Source organism: Agromyces atrinae, assembly GCF_013407835.1.
GTDB lineage: Bacteria > Actinomycetota > Actinomycetes > Actinomycetales > Microbacteriaceae > Agromyces > Agromyces atrinae.
In genome coordinates this window covers 3,505,202-3,519,582 of the sequence record NZ_JACCBI010000001.1, presented here as the reverse complement: position 1 = coordinate 3,519,582, position 14,381 = coordinate 3,505,202, and the positions used below count along the sequence as shown (strand labels likewise).

General features: G+C 67.0%; 14 protein-coding genes. 4 read left to right on the top strand and 10 right to left on the bottom strand.

From position 1 onward, the window contains the following. Window positions 1-83: 83 nt before the first annotated feature. Window positions 84-2,123, top strand: a complete 2,040-nt coding sequence (locus BJ972_RS16320) for a phosphatase PAP2 family protein (RefSeq protein WP_241830837.1) — start codon at window positions 84-86, stop codon at window positions 2,121-2,123. A 117-nt stretch (window positions 2,124-2,240) separates the two neighbouring features. Here BJ972_RS16320 and BJ972_RS16315 read toward each other — a convergent pair whose 3' ends face one another. The 10 genes from BJ972_RS16315 to BJ972_RS16270 all read right to left on the bottom strand — a co-directional run bounded on the left by BJ972_RS16315 (window position 2,241) and on the right by BJ972_RS16270 (window position 9,948). Next, window positions 2,241-3,233 (bottom strand): diacylglycerol/lipid kinase family protein, encoded by a 993-nt coding sequence (locus BJ972_RS16315; protein ID WP_129175764.1) that lies wholly within the window; start codon window positions 3,231-3,233, stop codon window positions 2,241-2,243. A gap of 135 nt (window positions 3,234-3,368) precedes the next feature. Continuing rightward, window positions 3,369-3,632, bottom strand: a complete 264-nt coding sequence (locus tag BJ972_RS16310; RefSeq protein ID WP_129175762.1) for a GlsB/YeaQ/YmgE family stress response membrane protein — start codon at window positions 3,630-3,632, stop codon at window positions 3,369-3,371. Between the two features lie 119 nt (window positions 3,633-3,751). After that, the gene (locus BJ972_RS16305; protein WP_129175760.1) at window positions 3,752-3,925 is read right to left on the bottom strand and encodes a CsbD family protein; all 174 of its coding nucleotides are present in this window, start codon (window positions 3,923-3,925) and stop codon (window positions 3,752-3,754) included. 70 nt (window positions 3,926-3,995) lie between these two features. After that, a complete protein-coding gene (locus tag BJ972_RS16300; RefSeq protein WP_129175758.1) occupies window positions 3,996-4,601 on the bottom strand; it encodes a hypothetical protein in 606 nt (201 codons plus the stop codon). After that, on the bottom strand, window positions 4,598-5,239 hold the full coding sequence (locus BJ972_RS16295) for an Asp23/Gls24 family envelope stress response protein (protein WP_129175756.1): 642 nt from the start codon (window positions 5,237-5,239) through the stop codon (window positions 4,598-4,600). The genes BJ972_RS16300 and BJ972_RS16295 overlap by 4 nt, the downstream gene beginning before the upstream one ends. After that, window positions 5,236-5,631 carry a hypothetical protein gene (locus BJ972_RS16290; RefSeq protein WP_129175754.1) on the bottom strand — a complete coding sequence of 132 codons (396 nt, stop codon included), beginning with the start codon at window positions 5,629-5,631 and terminating at the stop codon, window positions 5,236-5,238. The genes BJ972_RS16295 and BJ972_RS16290 overlap by 4 nt, the downstream gene beginning before the upstream one ends. Further along, window positions 5,628-5,825, bottom strand: a complete 198-nt coding sequence (locus BJ972_RS16285; protein WP_129175752.1) for a DUF2273 domain-containing protein — start codon at window positions 5,823-5,825, stop codon at window positions 5,628-5,630. The genes BJ972_RS16290 and BJ972_RS16285 overlap by 4 nt, the downstream gene beginning before the upstream one ends. Beyond that, the gene (locus BJ972_RS16280) at window positions 5,822-6,256 is read right to left on the bottom strand and encodes an Asp23/Gls24 family envelope stress response protein (protein ID WP_129175750.1); all 435 of its coding nucleotides are present in this window, start codon (window positions 6,254-6,256) and stop codon (window positions 5,822-5,824) included. Before BJ972_RS16280 ends, BJ972_RS16285 begins: the two co-directional genes overlap by 4 nt. Window positions 6,257-6,472: 216 nt before the next feature. Next, window positions 6,473-8,914 (bottom strand): ATP-binding protein, encoded by a 2,442-nt coding sequence (locus tag BJ972_RS16275; RefSeq protein ID WP_129175748.1) that lies wholly within the window; start codon window positions 8,912-8,914, stop codon window positions 6,473-6,475. Window positions 8,915-8,973: 59 nt separating this feature from the next. After that, window positions 8,974-9,948 (bottom strand): hypothetical protein, encoded by a 975-nt coding sequence (locus tag BJ972_RS16270; protein ID WP_129175746.1) that lies wholly within the window; start codon window positions 9,946-9,948, stop codon window positions 8,974-8,976. 96 nt (window positions 9,949-10,044) lie between these two features. Between BJ972_RS16270 and BJ972_RS17775 the strand changes: the two genes are divergently transcribed. From BJ972_RS17775 to BJ972_RS16255, 3 genes are all read left to right on the top strand, one after another. Then, a complete protein-coding gene (locus BJ972_RS17775) occupies window positions 10,045-10,530 on the top strand; it encodes a helix-turn-helix domain-containing protein (protein WP_241830836.1) in 486 nt (161 codons plus the stop codon). A 451-nt stretch (window positions 10,531-10,981) separates the two neighbouring features. Then, entirely contained in the window at window positions 10,982-12,394 is a 1,413-nt protein-coding gene (locus tag BJ972_RS16260) for an ATP-binding protein (protein ID WP_206736527.1), read from the top strand. After that, window positions 12,355-14,379, top strand: a complete 2,025-nt coding sequence (locus tag BJ972_RS16255) for a Druantia anti-phage system protein DruA (protein WP_206736526.1) — start codon at window positions 12,355-12,357, stop codon at window positions 14,377-14,379. Before BJ972_RS16260 ends, BJ972_RS16255 begins: the two co-directional genes overlap by 40 nt. Window positions 14,380-14,381 lie beyond the last annotated feature (2 nt).

Sequence of the window (14,381 nt, the reverse complement as noted above, 5' to 3'; positions counted from 1 at the left end):
GCCGACACGCGAGGACCGCTCTGTGTCGTCACGTGCGCCGACGCCCACGCACGGAAATCGATACGAGTGGGGACACGCGAAGCATGACGAACACCAGCACGAGACCACGCCGTCGCACGGTCGGAACGATCGGGGCGGTGATGGCGACCGCCCTCATCTGCGGATCGGGCATGAGTGCCGCGGCGGCCGAGGGCGATCAGCTCCTCGACGACACGGCGATCGCACCCGTGGCGGCCGACTACGGCTACTTCGTCGACGGCTACCGCAACAACACGACGGCGAACACGACGCCCGCGACGAACCCGGCCATCGGTGTTCTCGAGGGCATGCTCGACCTCTGGCAGCCCGGCACCACGTGGGACTCGGGCACCGCACTGAACCCCGCGATCCTCGACGAGAACATCGCGAAGAACCTCCGCATCGCCGCCGAGCGCACCCCGGCCGACGAGGATGCCGCGTACGTGATGGACCGCCGTCACCAGAGCTACAGCGCGATCGACGGTCTCGGCGCCGCCGCGGACGAGTTCCGCGAGCGCTCGAACGCGGGCACGACCATCCCCGACGAGGTGCCGGCCGACGCGACGACGACCGTCTACAACGACGGCCGGAACGCGAACGGCGCCTGGGCCGACACCGACTCCGAGCTCGGCGGCATCGTCTCGCTCGTCGATGCGCTGCGCGGCACCTACGCGACGAGCAACAACGCGAAGTCGTACTACAGCTACGCCCGCCCCTTCCGCTGGGCGAACGACGACGTCATCATCGAGTCGCTCCGCCCCGTGCGGAAGCCCGACACCGAAGCTCAGTCGGACGGAGGGTTCCCGAGCGGTCACACGAACGCCGGCTACCTCGCCTCGATCGCCCTCGCCTACGCCGTGCCCGGCCAGTACGACGGGCTCATGACGCACGCCTCCGAGCTCGGACACAGCCGCGCGGTCGCCGGAATGCACTCGCCGCTCGACGTCATCGGCGGCCGGGTCCTCGGCACGGCCCTCGCCGCGGCCGCCCTCGACGACCCCGCGAACGAGGCCGTGCTGGAGCGCGCCATCGCCGAGGGCGCAACGCTCGCCGACTACCCCACCGTCGACACGGCCGACTACGCCGAACGCGCGGCCGAGTACCGCGAGCGCATGACCTACGGCTTCCCGCAGATCGCCGAAGCCGGTCTCCCGGCCGTCGTGCCGGCCGGCGCGGAGGTGCTGCTCGAGACGCGTCTGCCCTACCTGAGCGCCGACCAGCGTCGCTGGGTGCTGCAGTCGACGGCGATCGACTCGGGATACCCCGTGCTCGACGATGCCGAGGGCTGGGGCCGCCTCAACCTCTTCGAGGCGTCGCACGGCTTCGGCGCGTTCGACACCGACCTGACGGTCACCCTCGATGCTGAGCTCGGCGGGTTCTCCGCCGCCGACGCGTGGCTCAACGACATCGAGGGCGCGGGTTCGCTCACGAAGGCGGGATCCGGATCGCTCGCCCTCGCGGGCGCGAACTCCTTCACGGGCGGCACCGTCGTCACCGGCGGCGAGCTCGTGGCCCGATCGGCCAGCGCCCTCGGCACGGGCGACGTCGCGCTCGACGGAGGCTCGCTCACCGACGAGGTCGACGGTACGGCGGTCGTCGCGGGCGACTTCAGCCAGAGCGCCGAGTCGACGCTGCGCGTCGGCCTCGAATCGCCGGCACCCGCCCTCACCGTCTCCGGCTCCGCATCGCTCGGCGGTGTGCTCGAGGTGGATGTCGCGGGCGACGTCACCGACGAGTTCACGGTGCTCGAGTTCGGGTCGCTCGCCTCGGGTTCGCGCTTCGCGGAAGTGCGCTTCTCGGGTCTGCCGGACGGATTCGAGCCGGCTCTCGAGTACCGTGCCGATGCGCTCGTCGTGGTCGATGCCGCGGCCGAGCCGACCGAGCCCACCCCCGGTCCGACGCCTGAGCCGTCGCCCGAGCCCACCCCCGGCGTCACGCCCGAGCCCACCCCGGGCGCGGGAGGCGACTCCGCCGGCTCCGGCACGGCGGGCCTCGCCTCGACGGGCATCGAGACGACGGGAGCCGTGATCGCGGCCGCGCTCGCGCTGCTCCTCGGCGCCGGTGCCTACCTGACCGCTCGCCGTCGGGCCCGCGCCACGCGCTGACCCACGGTTCGACGACGAGAGTCGCCGTTCGCGCCGAGTCGACCCGCTACAGCGGCGATTCTGGACGCTAACGGCGACTCTCGATGCGTTTCGTGAGCGCGGGGTGCGCGGGTGGGGTCAGTCGGACTCGGCCGCGTCATCCGTCTCGGGTTCGAGCGCCTCGGCGCGGGAGAGTCCGGGGCTCTTCGGGGTCGGGACGGGAAGGCGCACGATCAGCGCCCCCGGGTCGACACCGAAGCGGCCGCTCGTCGTCTCGCCGACGGGGTCGCCGTCGAGCTCGGCGAGCACGGGGCCGTCGAGCGAGAACTCGAACTCGCGCCCCGACCACTGCTTGAGCGATGCCAGTCCGTTGCGGTTGCCGGTGGCGACGTCGATCGCGACGCCCACCCAGCCCGCGACGACGTTCGGCCGCAGCATGACGAGTTCGAGGTCGCCGTCGTCGAGCACCGCGCCGGTGGCCAGCTCGATGTTCGCGACGACCGAGCTGCAGTTGCACGCGAGCACCATGAGGCACTTCTGCGGGTCTTCGGGCTCGCCGTCGATCGAGAGAGTCGCCTCGAAGCCGCCCTTGAGGAGTGCGGGCGCGCTCGCGGCGACGTACGCACCCCAGCCGACCTTCTTCTTCAGGTCGTCGTCGGTCTTGTCCATGATCTCGGCGTCGAGTCCGACGCCGCCCATGACGACGAAGACACGCTCTTCGCCGTCGTCGAACGTCGCCGTTCCGACATCGATCGCGTGATCCTGTCCGAGGAGCGCCACCTCGACGGCATCCTCGAGGGAGTTGATGGGGAGGCCGAGGTTGCGGGCGAGGAGGTTGCCCGTTCCGCTCGGCAGGAGGCCGTACGGAACCGATGTTCCGCGCAGCACGGCCGCGACGGCGCGGACGGTGCCGTCACCGCCCATCGCGCAGACGAGATCGGCGTCGGCGTCGAGCGCGGAGTGCGCGGCGGCCGTGCCGGCATCCTCGATGCTCGTCTCGAACCACAGCGGTTCGTCCCAGCCCGCGCGGCGCGCACCGTCGGCGACCGTCGCCTTCGCGGCATCGACATCGTCGAACTTGCTCGGGTTGATGACCACGGCGAGCGTGCGTCGGTCCTGTTCAGTCGTCATGGGCGGACTGTACCAATTCTGTGAGGAGGGCGGGGAAATGGGCGTTCGGGGCCCGGCTGAGCCGAGCCCCGAACTGAGGGTGATCGGGGTGCCGCGGCGGCTGGCGCGGCGGCACCCCTTCGGGTTGACGAGTGGTCAGGCCTTGCGACGGCCCACGATGAGGCCGTAGATCAGCAGAACGATGATCGAGCCACCGATGGCGAGCAGCCAGGTCTGGATCGAGAAGAACTCTTCGAGCGGGGCGTTGAAGAGGAGACTGCCGAGGAACCCGCCGAGGAGGGCGCCGACGACACCGAGGAGCAGCGTGATGAACCATCCGCCGCTCTGCTTGCCGGGAAGGATCAGCTTGGCGATGGCGCCGGCGATGAGGCCGAGGAGGAGGAATCCGAAGAAGCCCATGAGTGCTCTCTTTTCTGTGTGATGCGAGGTGGATCGTGGTGGTGAGGGCGCCGGTCCGCCCGGACCGCGGTCACCGTGAACGGTGATGCGGTCCGGGCTTCACCGGAACGTCGTCGACGTCAGTGCTTGAACGCGTCCTTGACGTTCTCGCCGGCCTTCTTCGCGTCGGCCTTGGCCTGCTCGGCCTTGCCCTCGGCGACGAGCTTGTCGTTGTCGGTCAGGTTGCCGACGGCTTCCTTCGCCTTGCCGGCGAGGTCTTCTGCGGCGTTCTTGATCTTGTCTCCAGCGCTCATGTCGAGCTCCTTTCATCTGTTCTTCGGGAAGGGCGTTCGCGGGGTGCAGACGCCGTGGGTCAGTGAACAGTCATTGCAGACGGGTCGTCGTGGTCACGCGGGCCCGGGAGCCGCCGCTGATCTGGATGAGGGTCGGGATCGAGCGGCCGAGCAGGGTGTCGAGGGCACGCAGAGCGTCTTCGACGATGTTCGCCGCGTCCTTCGGCGAGACGCCGCGTCGGCAGGTCACCGAGACCTTCAGCACGGGAGTGCGACGCACCCGGTAGGTCGAGACGTGCGAGGCGACGAACTCCGGGCGGCCGTCGATGGCCTCCTGCAGGGCGTGCTCGGCGACGGATGCCTCGATGACGGTCGTTCCGTGCTCGCTCGTCGGTTCGGTGACGGCGACGCGCGTGTGGCCGCGGCCCTGACGAACGATGAAGACGACGAGCAGGATGACGGCGAGGACGAGAACGGCGAGCCCGGCGACCGTGATCCAGCTGATGCCGGCGGTGCCGATCTGAGTCTGTTCGACCCAGGTCGCGATCTGGTCGTCCACCGCACCCGCCTGGTCCTTCCACGCATCGCGGACGACGGGGACGAGTACCGCTGCGGCTCCCGCCGCACCGACGACGAGCAGGACGAGGCCCGTGACGAGGATGAGGAATCGGTTGGCGAATCGGTTCGTGCTGTTCATGCGCCGATCCTTCCGTTCTCCGCGATCCGCACGCGTGCGCTGACGCGGGGCCGTAGTCCGTACGATTCGAGCTGCTCGTCGACGACCTCGGTCACGACCGAGCGGTCGACCGGCACGCCGGATGTCGGCGAGAGGTCGATGACGGCGCGGGTGTGCGAGACCGACACGGTGACGTTGTCGGGGTCGACGTTGCCGGCGTATGCGGTGTGGCGGGCGAGCGCCGAGGCGATCACCTCGTTGTCGACGACGACAGCGGCACGATCGGCGTTCAGCACGTGGCGGGCCCGACGCCCGGGGGCGAGGGCGGCGATCACGAGCAGGAGGCCGACGAGGGCGATCCCGATGCCCGCCGCGGCGACGATCGCGGCCGGAGCCTCCGCGAGGGAGACCGCCGAGGCGAGGGCGTCGTCGGGGTTCACGAGCAGAGCGGGTGCGCCGAGCTCGGCGATCACGATCTCGGTGCCGATCCAGAGGAAGACGAGGATGAGCAGGGCGGCGAGCGTGATCGCGAGGAGCGATCGCGGCGAGTGCGTCTCCCGTCGCACGATGCGGCGGTAGACGGTATCGAACGAGGGCGCCTCAGCCGGGCGGTCGACGATCGCCGTCGACTCGCTCGGAGCTGTGAGTGTCGTACTCATCGCACTCTCTCCTCTTCCTGGATGTCGGCTGCCGAGAGCTTCACGGTGACGCGGGCGATCTGCGATCCGGTCAGCGCGCTCACGCGCTCACGGATCGTCTCCTGTGCTCGCGCCGCTCGGTCGACGATGGTTCCGCCGGAGCGTTCGACGACGCCGGGGGCGGCGTGCACCCGGGTGAGCGACGCCACTCGGATCGGCGTCGTGACGGTGAGGACCAGGAGCCCTTTGTCGTCGGAGAGGCCGACACCGACACGCGATGCCTTCACTCCGAGTGCATCGGCGGTCACAGCGGCGACGACCCGGGTCAGCGCCTTGGCGGTGACCCTGTTCCGGCCCCGGTCCGTCAGGTCGACGGCCTCGGATGCTCTCTCGGGCGTCGCGACGGCGGTCATGACGACGAGCGCTTTCCGCGGAACGCGTTGACGAGTCCCGTGAGATCGAGCTTGCCGTCGATGATCCGGCCGATCAGCGCGCCCACCGCGATGGCGAATGCCACGAAGAAGAACGCCCAGAAGCCGAGGACGATCCAGGTCAGGGCGAGGACCGCCCCGACCAGGATGCCCGTGCGGGTGGCTGAGGGGGTCACTGGACTCGAGCCTCAGCCTGGTCAGCGTCGTCGGACGGCAGGTGCACGTCGTTGACGGTGACGTTGACTTCGGTGACCTCGAGCCCGACGATCGACTCGATCGCGCGGATGACGTTCGAGCGAACGCCGTCCGAGACCTCCTGCAGCGCGAGCGGGTACTCGGCGACGATCGTGACGTCGACGGCGACCTGGGTCTCGCCGACCTCGACCGAGATGCCCTGGGCCTGGTCGGTTCCCGCGACGGCCTCACGGATGGCGCCGAAGGCACGAGCGGCTCCGCCACCGAGGGCGTAGACGCCGCGCGCCTCGCGGGCTGCGATGCCGGCGACCTTAGCGACGACGCCGTCGTTGATGACGGTCTTGCCGCGCGTGGTCTGCACGTTCGTGGGGGTGTTGACGGTGGCGGGCGTCGGGGTGGTGTTCGTGGCCATGGTGCTCTCCTTGACGTGTCTGTCCCGGAAGCCCCGGGATCGGTGTGTTCAGAAGTGAGACGCAGCCCGGCCGCGATTCGTCACGGTCGATCTCGAAAAACTCGAAAAAGTTGTGCCACTCAACTAGATGGTCTAGTGATTAGACAATCTAGCCATTTCGGAGGCGCACAGAACGGGGTTGACAAAAGGGATCGAAGCGCGGCGAATCGCGCGTGATCAGCGCGGCGAACGGGCGCGCGCGAGCGCCGAACCGACCGCTGCGCGCGAGGTGAGCCCGAGCTTCGTGCGCACACGCGACACGTGCTCCTCGACAGTGCGCACACTGATGCTGAGGAGCGCGGCGATCTCTTTGTTCGACGATCCCTCGGCGACGAAACGGGCGACCTCGCGCTCGCGCTCGGTCAGCACCGAGAGCTCGTCGGAGCGGTGCCGCTCGTCGATGAGCGCGGCGCGCAGTTCGGCGGCGTGCTGCAGCCCGTGGAACTGCACGCGCTCGAACGAATCGCGCGCCGCCTCGATGCGCCGCGCCGCCTCATCGAGCTCGCCCGACACGAACAGCAGCTCGCTCTCGAGGTAGTCGACGCACGCCGCGTGGTACGGAACGTCGGACGCAGATGTGGCCGCGCGAGCGGCTGCGAGCATACGTGCGGCATCGCGCGGCTTGCCCTCGGCCGCTCGCGCGTAGGCGCCCGCTGCGAAGTGCAGACCGTTCCAGACACTTCGGTGCCAGGCTCCGGGGTCGCTCGGTGCCGGCCGCCTCTCGTGCACGGCCGTGACGAGGAGGATGGGGTGCGTGAGGCGCCGCACCCACGCGCTGCGCGCGACGTGCTCGGGCAGCCACGTGTCGGTGTTCGGTTCCCCCGTGACGAGACGGTGCAGTCGGCGTGCAGCCGCAGTCAGCTGCCGGGCGTCGGGGTCGCGCGACAGGCGCGCGTAGCGCCGGGCGTCGGTGATCTCGGCGCGAGCCGTCGAGTGCTCGCCCCGCGCGACGGCGGCGATGGCACGGAACGCCGAGAGCTGCGCGAGCACGGCCGTGTCGCCTGCCGCTCGCGCGAGCCGCCCGCCCACCGAGATGGCGATCGACGACTCGTGGGGCAGGTCCAGCTGCACCGTCGCCCCCGCGATCCAGACGAGCGCGAGCAACGCGGCCTCGACGTCGCGCTCCCCGACGGCGGCGATGCGATCGGCCGACGGGAGTGCGGCACGCGCGGCGTCGACATCGCCCGCTTCGACGGCACGCAGCATCCGGAAGGCGTCGAGCACGAACTCGACCTCGAGGTCCTCGGCCGCGGCCTCGACGAGCAGGGCCTCGGCTCCGCGCCAGTCATCCTTCGCGACGAGCCCCTGCGCGTGCAGCACGGTCGTCTCGCGCGAACGGCGACGTCGATCCGACGCCGCATCGGCGAGGTCGTCGATTCGCCCGAGGGCGTAGAGCGCACGTGCCCGCTCGGCCGTGACGACGACCGATTCGTCGTGTCTCGGCTCGCCGAGTCCGCGGAGCGCCCCCGCGGGTTCGCCCGACGCGAGGAGCGCACGCGCCCGCAGCACGTCGCGCCGCTCGCTCGACAGGTGCAGCGTCGCCGCCGTCCAGCGGACGACATCGTCGGGGTCGGTGGCGATCCTCGTCGCCGCGGTCGCGCAGATCTCGTCGAGCTCGGTCGCCGTGAGCTCGTCGCCGAGCAGGGCGAGATTCTCGGCGCGCTGCACGGCCGAGAGACCGTCGAGTTCGTCGAGGAGCAGGCGGTGCTGCGTGCGTCGATGGTCGAGGGGGATGCTCCGGTAGGCCGCTGCGCGGATCAGGGGGTGCGCGATCACCGTCTCACCGTCGGCGCGCACGACGAGGAGTTCGCGCGCCCTCAGGATCGCGAGCGATTGCGTGACGTCGTCGGCCGTCATCCCCGACAGCCGGCAGATCGTGGCGAGGCGGAACGTGCCGCTGAAGGCCATCGCCCGGAGCACCTCGCGTTCACCCGGAGCGAGTCGATCGAGGTCGGTGCGGAGGGCGCCGTGCGCGGACGGGAGATCGCCGAGGCGCACGCCCTTGAGCGTCGATGCGAACCGATCGGCGTCGGGGATCGCCCTCCACACCTGGGTCAGGAGGGTCACGAAGAGCGGATTTCCGTCGGCGTGCTCGACGATTGCCGGAACACCCTCGGCCGCGAGGATGTCGTCGTCGATGGCATCCGTGATGAGGGCCTCGACCGCCGCCGAGTCGAGCGGGCCGACCTGGATGCGGTCGAGCCGCGCCCCCGACCGACGAGCGGCGGCGAGGAGGCGGAGGGGAACCCCAATGGGTCGATGGATGACGATGAGCGAGAGCGGTGCCCCGAAGCCGGCGATCCACGACTCGAGCTGGTCGAGGAGAGGGTCGTCGGCCCACTGCACGTCGTCGACGACGATGACGGTGGGTCGACCGTCGTGACTCACGATGTCGATCGGGCGCGTCGCGGCGCGGTCGTCGGGGTGCGCGCTAATCCACTCGATGCGCGGGGCGAGTGCCGCGGCGTCATCCGAGTGGAGCGCGGAGAGCGCCGTGCGGACGAGCGCCGTCTTGCCGATGCCCATCGCCCCGTCGACGAAGGTCACCGAGAGATCGGAACCGAATCGCGCCGCGCGGCGAACCGCGACGACGTGCCGTTCACGACCGACGAACTCCATGACACTCCCGTGAATCGGCTATGAACGGTGAACCTCGACGCTATCTCACGCCGTGCGAGTCAGCACGGGACGAGGATGATGTACCCGGTCCAGTTGACCTCGGGGCACCAGTCGCCGCCACCACCGCCACCACCGCCGCCGCCGCCGGAATCTCCCCCGCCGCTGTTCTCGCGCGCGGCTTCCTCCTGGCGGGCGATCTCGGCCTGGCGTTCGGCCTCGATCTCGGCCACGCGCTGATCATGCGTCGCCTGCGCTGCCGGCACCGTCGCCGCGTACGCCTCGAGCCTCTCGACGAGGGGCACCCACTCGGTCGCCGCGGTGCTGCCCGCGGCGCTCGCGGCGAGCTCTCGGAGGGCGGCGGAATGCTCCGTCAGCTGAGCGCGGTAGTCGCCCGCATGTTCGAGCCGGTCGTGCGTGGCCGCCGCTCGATCGCCCGTGTCGGTGGCGATGAGCTCGAGACTCGCGACGACCTGGTCGACGAGGGCTGTTACCTCTACCGTGTGCGCATCAGCGCTCGCTCCGGCGGCCGCAAGTCGCTGCACCTCGGCGTCGGCGTCGGCCTCGACGGCGTCAGCGTCGCCCCACTGCACCGTGTCGGTGAGCTCGTCGGCGCTTCGCGCGAAATCGGCGCGGACCTCGACCGAGCCGGGCGCCGACGCGGTCTCGATGTCGGAGTCCGAGTTTCCGTCTCCCGTCACGACGGCGCTCACCTCGCGGAGAGCGGTGACGATCTCGGGCGAGAGCAGATCGGGCGAGGCGTCGGCGAGGGCGAGCACGCGGGTCACGGCCGAGTCGTTCAGGGCCACGAGCGTCGCGCTCACCTCGGCGGCGCGGGTCGTGGCGCGCTGCGCCTCCGCCTCGGCGTCGATGACCCGCGTGACGAGTGCATCAGCCCGTGCGTGAGCGTCGCTACGAGCCACACTCCACCACGTGATCGTGCCGGCGGCCAGCACGATCGCGAGCCCGAGGGCTGCGATCGTGATCACCCGGCGTCGTGGTCGGCCCGTCGTCGCGGTGTCGACATCATTCGTCACTTCTGCAGGATCGCCGGATCGCGTCGTGTCGGTACTCACCGATTCAGCGTGCTCGATCGCCGCCGCGGGCAGTACCCGTGAAACTACGGGTACGCGGTGCCGTACAACGAAAAACTGCCCCGTCGCGAGACGGGGCAGTTGATCGGTTCTGCGGGCATCCTGGGTGCTTACTCGATTACGAAAGTGGCAACTAGTCAAGTTCGTGCTCTTGTAGCTAAGGCTCGTTCGGAGACGGTGGTTCGTGAAGCTCGAGAAGTTCCGCCGCGTCGTCCAAAGAGTCTGGATGCTGACATTCAAGGTGCGATCGTCGACAGATATCTTGCTGGAAGAACCATGAAGGCTCTTGCCGCCGAAATGAAGGTGCATCGCACGACCATCCGGACAGTCTTGGATCGTCACGGCATTGCGCCTAGAGATACTCAGATTTCGGATACCGATGTTGCTCGTGCTGCCGCTCTCTACGAGAGTGGACAGTCGTTGGCCACGATCGGTGCTCAGTTGGGATTCAATCCTCAAACGATTTCAAACCGGCTTCGCCAAATTGGTGTCGCGCTACGCGATCCGCATGGACGAACTCGGTGACGACAGATCCCGCACAGAGCGGGGTCTGTCCTCGGTCTATCAGAAGAAAACACAGCAAATGTCGAACAAATAGCTCATGCGGCGCGTTTCTCGTCTTGTTCCTTTAAGGCCTATTCCAGCGCTGCCGCAACCAGAATGCGTGCAAACGCCGCTGGATCCAGATAAGGTTTCACTTCGCTAAATGCCCAGTTGAACCTCTTCGCGTTCTCTTGAAACGCGGCCGTGCCCCCGCCCATTCGAGGTAGCCAGGTAACACAGCACACCTAAGCGGCCACCGTCGCCGTTTCCCCGGCGCCGTGCCATCGACTCGCGAAGGGCCTGAGAACCGGAAGGGCCACACCGAGCATTGCCCTTCCAATCTAGCGTTCCGAGCAGCTACTCTTGAGGAGCCGGCGGATCACGGCGGAGCGGAGTGAGAATGGTGGCCCATCGACAGCAAGCAGGCGATCTCATGGTGTCGTCCAACTTCATACGGGCCATACGCGAGGCCGGCTACATCAGCGTCCCAACAGCGGTTGCTGAACTGATAGATAACGCCCTCGAGGCCAACGCCAGCGAGATCTCCGTGGGCATCACCCGCTCATCATCCAGCGGTCTGCCACAGATTGAGGTCGAAGACAACGGGATTGGAATGAGCAGCAGCGAACTCAGCGCCTGTCTTCGATTTGGCGGATCTTCACGATTCGGTGGCAAGGGCTCGTTCGGTCGCTTCGGCATGGGTCTTCCATCGGCATCACTCAGCCAGACCCGCAATGTGGAGGTGACCGCCTGGCAGAATGGCTCCCCCGCGCTGACTGTTTCGCTCGACGCTGATCGGATTGCCGCAGGCCACCCGGCCGAGTTGACCCCTCGCCCAGGACAAGCGGCCGGGACGGCGTCGGGTTGCCGGGTTGTTTGGCGGGATTGTGATCGAATCGAGTACCAACGCCTAGCCTGGCTCGAGCGCGCTTTGCACCGCGATCTCGGTCGAATGTACAGACGTTTCATCACGGCCGACCTGCGCCTCACGATCAATGGTGTGGTTGTCGAAGCCACTGATCCAACCCATCTCACGACCGTGTTGGATGGGAGCACGGCACTCCCTGCTTTCGAGCCACTCAAGTACGAAATCGCTGCCGAACCCGATGGGACCGCATTCGTCACCGTACGGTTCTCAATGCTGCCCGTAAGTAGTTGGCACGCGCTCGATAACGCCACAAAGCGCCACATGGGGATCGTTGGTAAGGGCGGGGTCTCGATCCTTCGTGCTGGGAGAGAAATCGCGAACGGCTGGTACCTCATGGGATCTAAGCGAAAGGAGAATTACGACGATTGGTGGCGCTGTGAGATTGAGTTCGACCCACTTCTCGACGAGCAGTTCGGAATAACAATCAATAAGCAGGGCATCAGGCCTTCACGCGCGCTCCGGGAAGCATTGGAGCCAGAACTTGAGTCCATTGCGCGCATATTGAACAACCGCGTTCGCCAGGCCTTCGAGGACGTCAAGTTTCGCGCAGCAGCAGAAGAGTCATGTCGGATCGCCGAAACGGCTGATGCAGACCTTCCAGTACTCAAGGGTCGCGGCGGTCCGGCCCGCCCCCTTCGCTACGAGATCCGGTCGGCGCCGTTGCCGATCGACACTATGTTTCGCACCGAACTGACTTCACAGACGCTCACACTGGTCCTCAACGTAGATCATCCGGCGTTTAGCGCCCTGTACGTGCCGCTCCAAGATCTGCAGGAACTCCGTTCATCTGAAATGCGGACGGCTCTTGAACTATTGATAATCTCGTATGCACGGGCCTCCCTTCAGGTCGGCAGCGACAGCGACGATGTTCTTCGAGCATGGAGCTCAACATACGGACGGATGCTCCAGCGGTCATGACGAAGGAACGAAAGTACATCCCGCTCAGCATGCCTGCGGCAGCCAAGCGCTCTGAGCGCCTGGGATTTGCTCGCCTCGCCTCGTACCTTGCAACCCTCGACCCAACAACGGTCGGGTCCGGCCTCGACCACGACGAGTGCGCCAAACAGGCGAATCTCGGTGTCTTGTTCGAACACCCCGCGTTGGCCGCCGCCGCGCACACCCTGATCGATCTAGTCGATCAGGGATGGATCATCACGGTCGACCGGTTGGGTCCAATGCTGAGTCCGCCCGAAGTGAGCAGTGAGAAGGACGTCGAACGAACGCGCGTCCGACGGCAAGAGCATGTGAGGCGCAACGAACAACTCCGCAAACCAAGTGTTCGCCGATTCCTCCTAGGCATGGAACGAGCCCACCAGCACGGGGACCGTGCTATCTCGGTGTTCAACCTCATGCGTGACGGGCGAGAACTGGCAGACTCGCTGGCTTCAGCTATCGACTCGAGTTCCGTAATCAAGCCATACGTGCAGATTGTCGATGGCTCAGTATGTGAACTCACCGGATTTCGCCTCCACGACATCTGGCGGTACTTCCGTCACACCTGGTCAAATGCTTACTCGACGGTGCCCGGCCGATCGATGCCGATCCTCATCCGTGACGCAGCCACGCCACATCACGCCGTCATTGGTCTCGCTGCGATTTCAAGCCCGGTAGTGCAGATCGCCGAACGAGATGCATGGATTGGCTGGGACACGGACATGTTCCTGTCCGACTTAGAAGCGAACCCGACCGAGAAGGCTGGGCGGTGGCTGGAGCACCGGATCGAGTCACAGATCGATGAGATCTACACCGACGACTTGGTGCAAGCGGGGGTTATAGAACCTGGCGGGAGGCGCAGCTACACTGCCGACACGGTCGCCCGTCTGCGCGCGGACGCGGAACGATACCGTCAAAAGCACCACCGTGGTAGCACGATTCGAGCGGTACGAAACATCGAGAAGGACGCGTGGGTCGAGCGTGCCGAGTCGCATCTCTTCAGGAGCAAGCGGTCAGCCGTCCTCGCGGATCTGTTCGAGATTGCTGAGCGCGTTGGCGGTCACTTTGCCGACGAACCAGACGCCCTTCAGGCACTAAAGCAAGCGCTCCAGGACCCGAAAGCAAGGGCCCAAGTTCGGAAGGTGATCCGTCGGGCCCGCGGAGAACGTGTAGGAACAGTTGTGGCGGACCTGACCGTGTGCGGGGCTGTCGCGCCTTATAACGCACTCGCGGCAGGCAAACTAGTCGGCGCTCTGGCTGTATCACCAAAGGTGCTGTCGGCCTACCGAGCGAAGTACACCCGCCCTAGCGAAATTGCCTCAGCGATGGCGGGTCGTGCAGTTGAGCGGGAGGCTCGGCTCTCTTTCATAGGGACCACCTCGCTATACGGCAGCGGCTCGAGCCAATACAACCGGCTCTTCTGGCCCTCGACGGTCATGGGCGGCTCGGGCACAACCAAAATGGGCTACTTTGAACTAGGCCGTTCCCGGTCGTTCGGCACATCTCACTTTTCCGAGGAGACCGTAAGCGCACTTGTTCGGCTGTCCCAAGTCAGCGGCTCATCAGTGCGGGTAAACAGTATCTTCGGCGAAGGCGTGAGCCCGCGACTGCGAAAGGTGCGGCTGGGACTGGCTGCCTTAGGCTGGCCGGCGAACGACCTACTTCAGCATGGTCGCGAGCGCATCCTCTACGGTGTCCCACTCGTGGATAACCTTCGAGACTTCTCCCTTGGGCTCGATACCGAGCCCAAGTACCTGCTCGACCCAGATCTGGAGAACGCAGACGAAGCAGTTGCCGGATGGTGGCTCGAACGGTGGGCGCTGAATCGGGCGTCACAGCAATCTGTCCAGGATTCAATGCGAGCGAACAGTCTCGTGCGACCGGTGCATCACGGAGCTCGCGTGCAAATGCCTGTTGATGTGGAGACAGAAGAGGAAGGTTTCACACAAGCGGCGGAGGCAGGCCAGTAGAA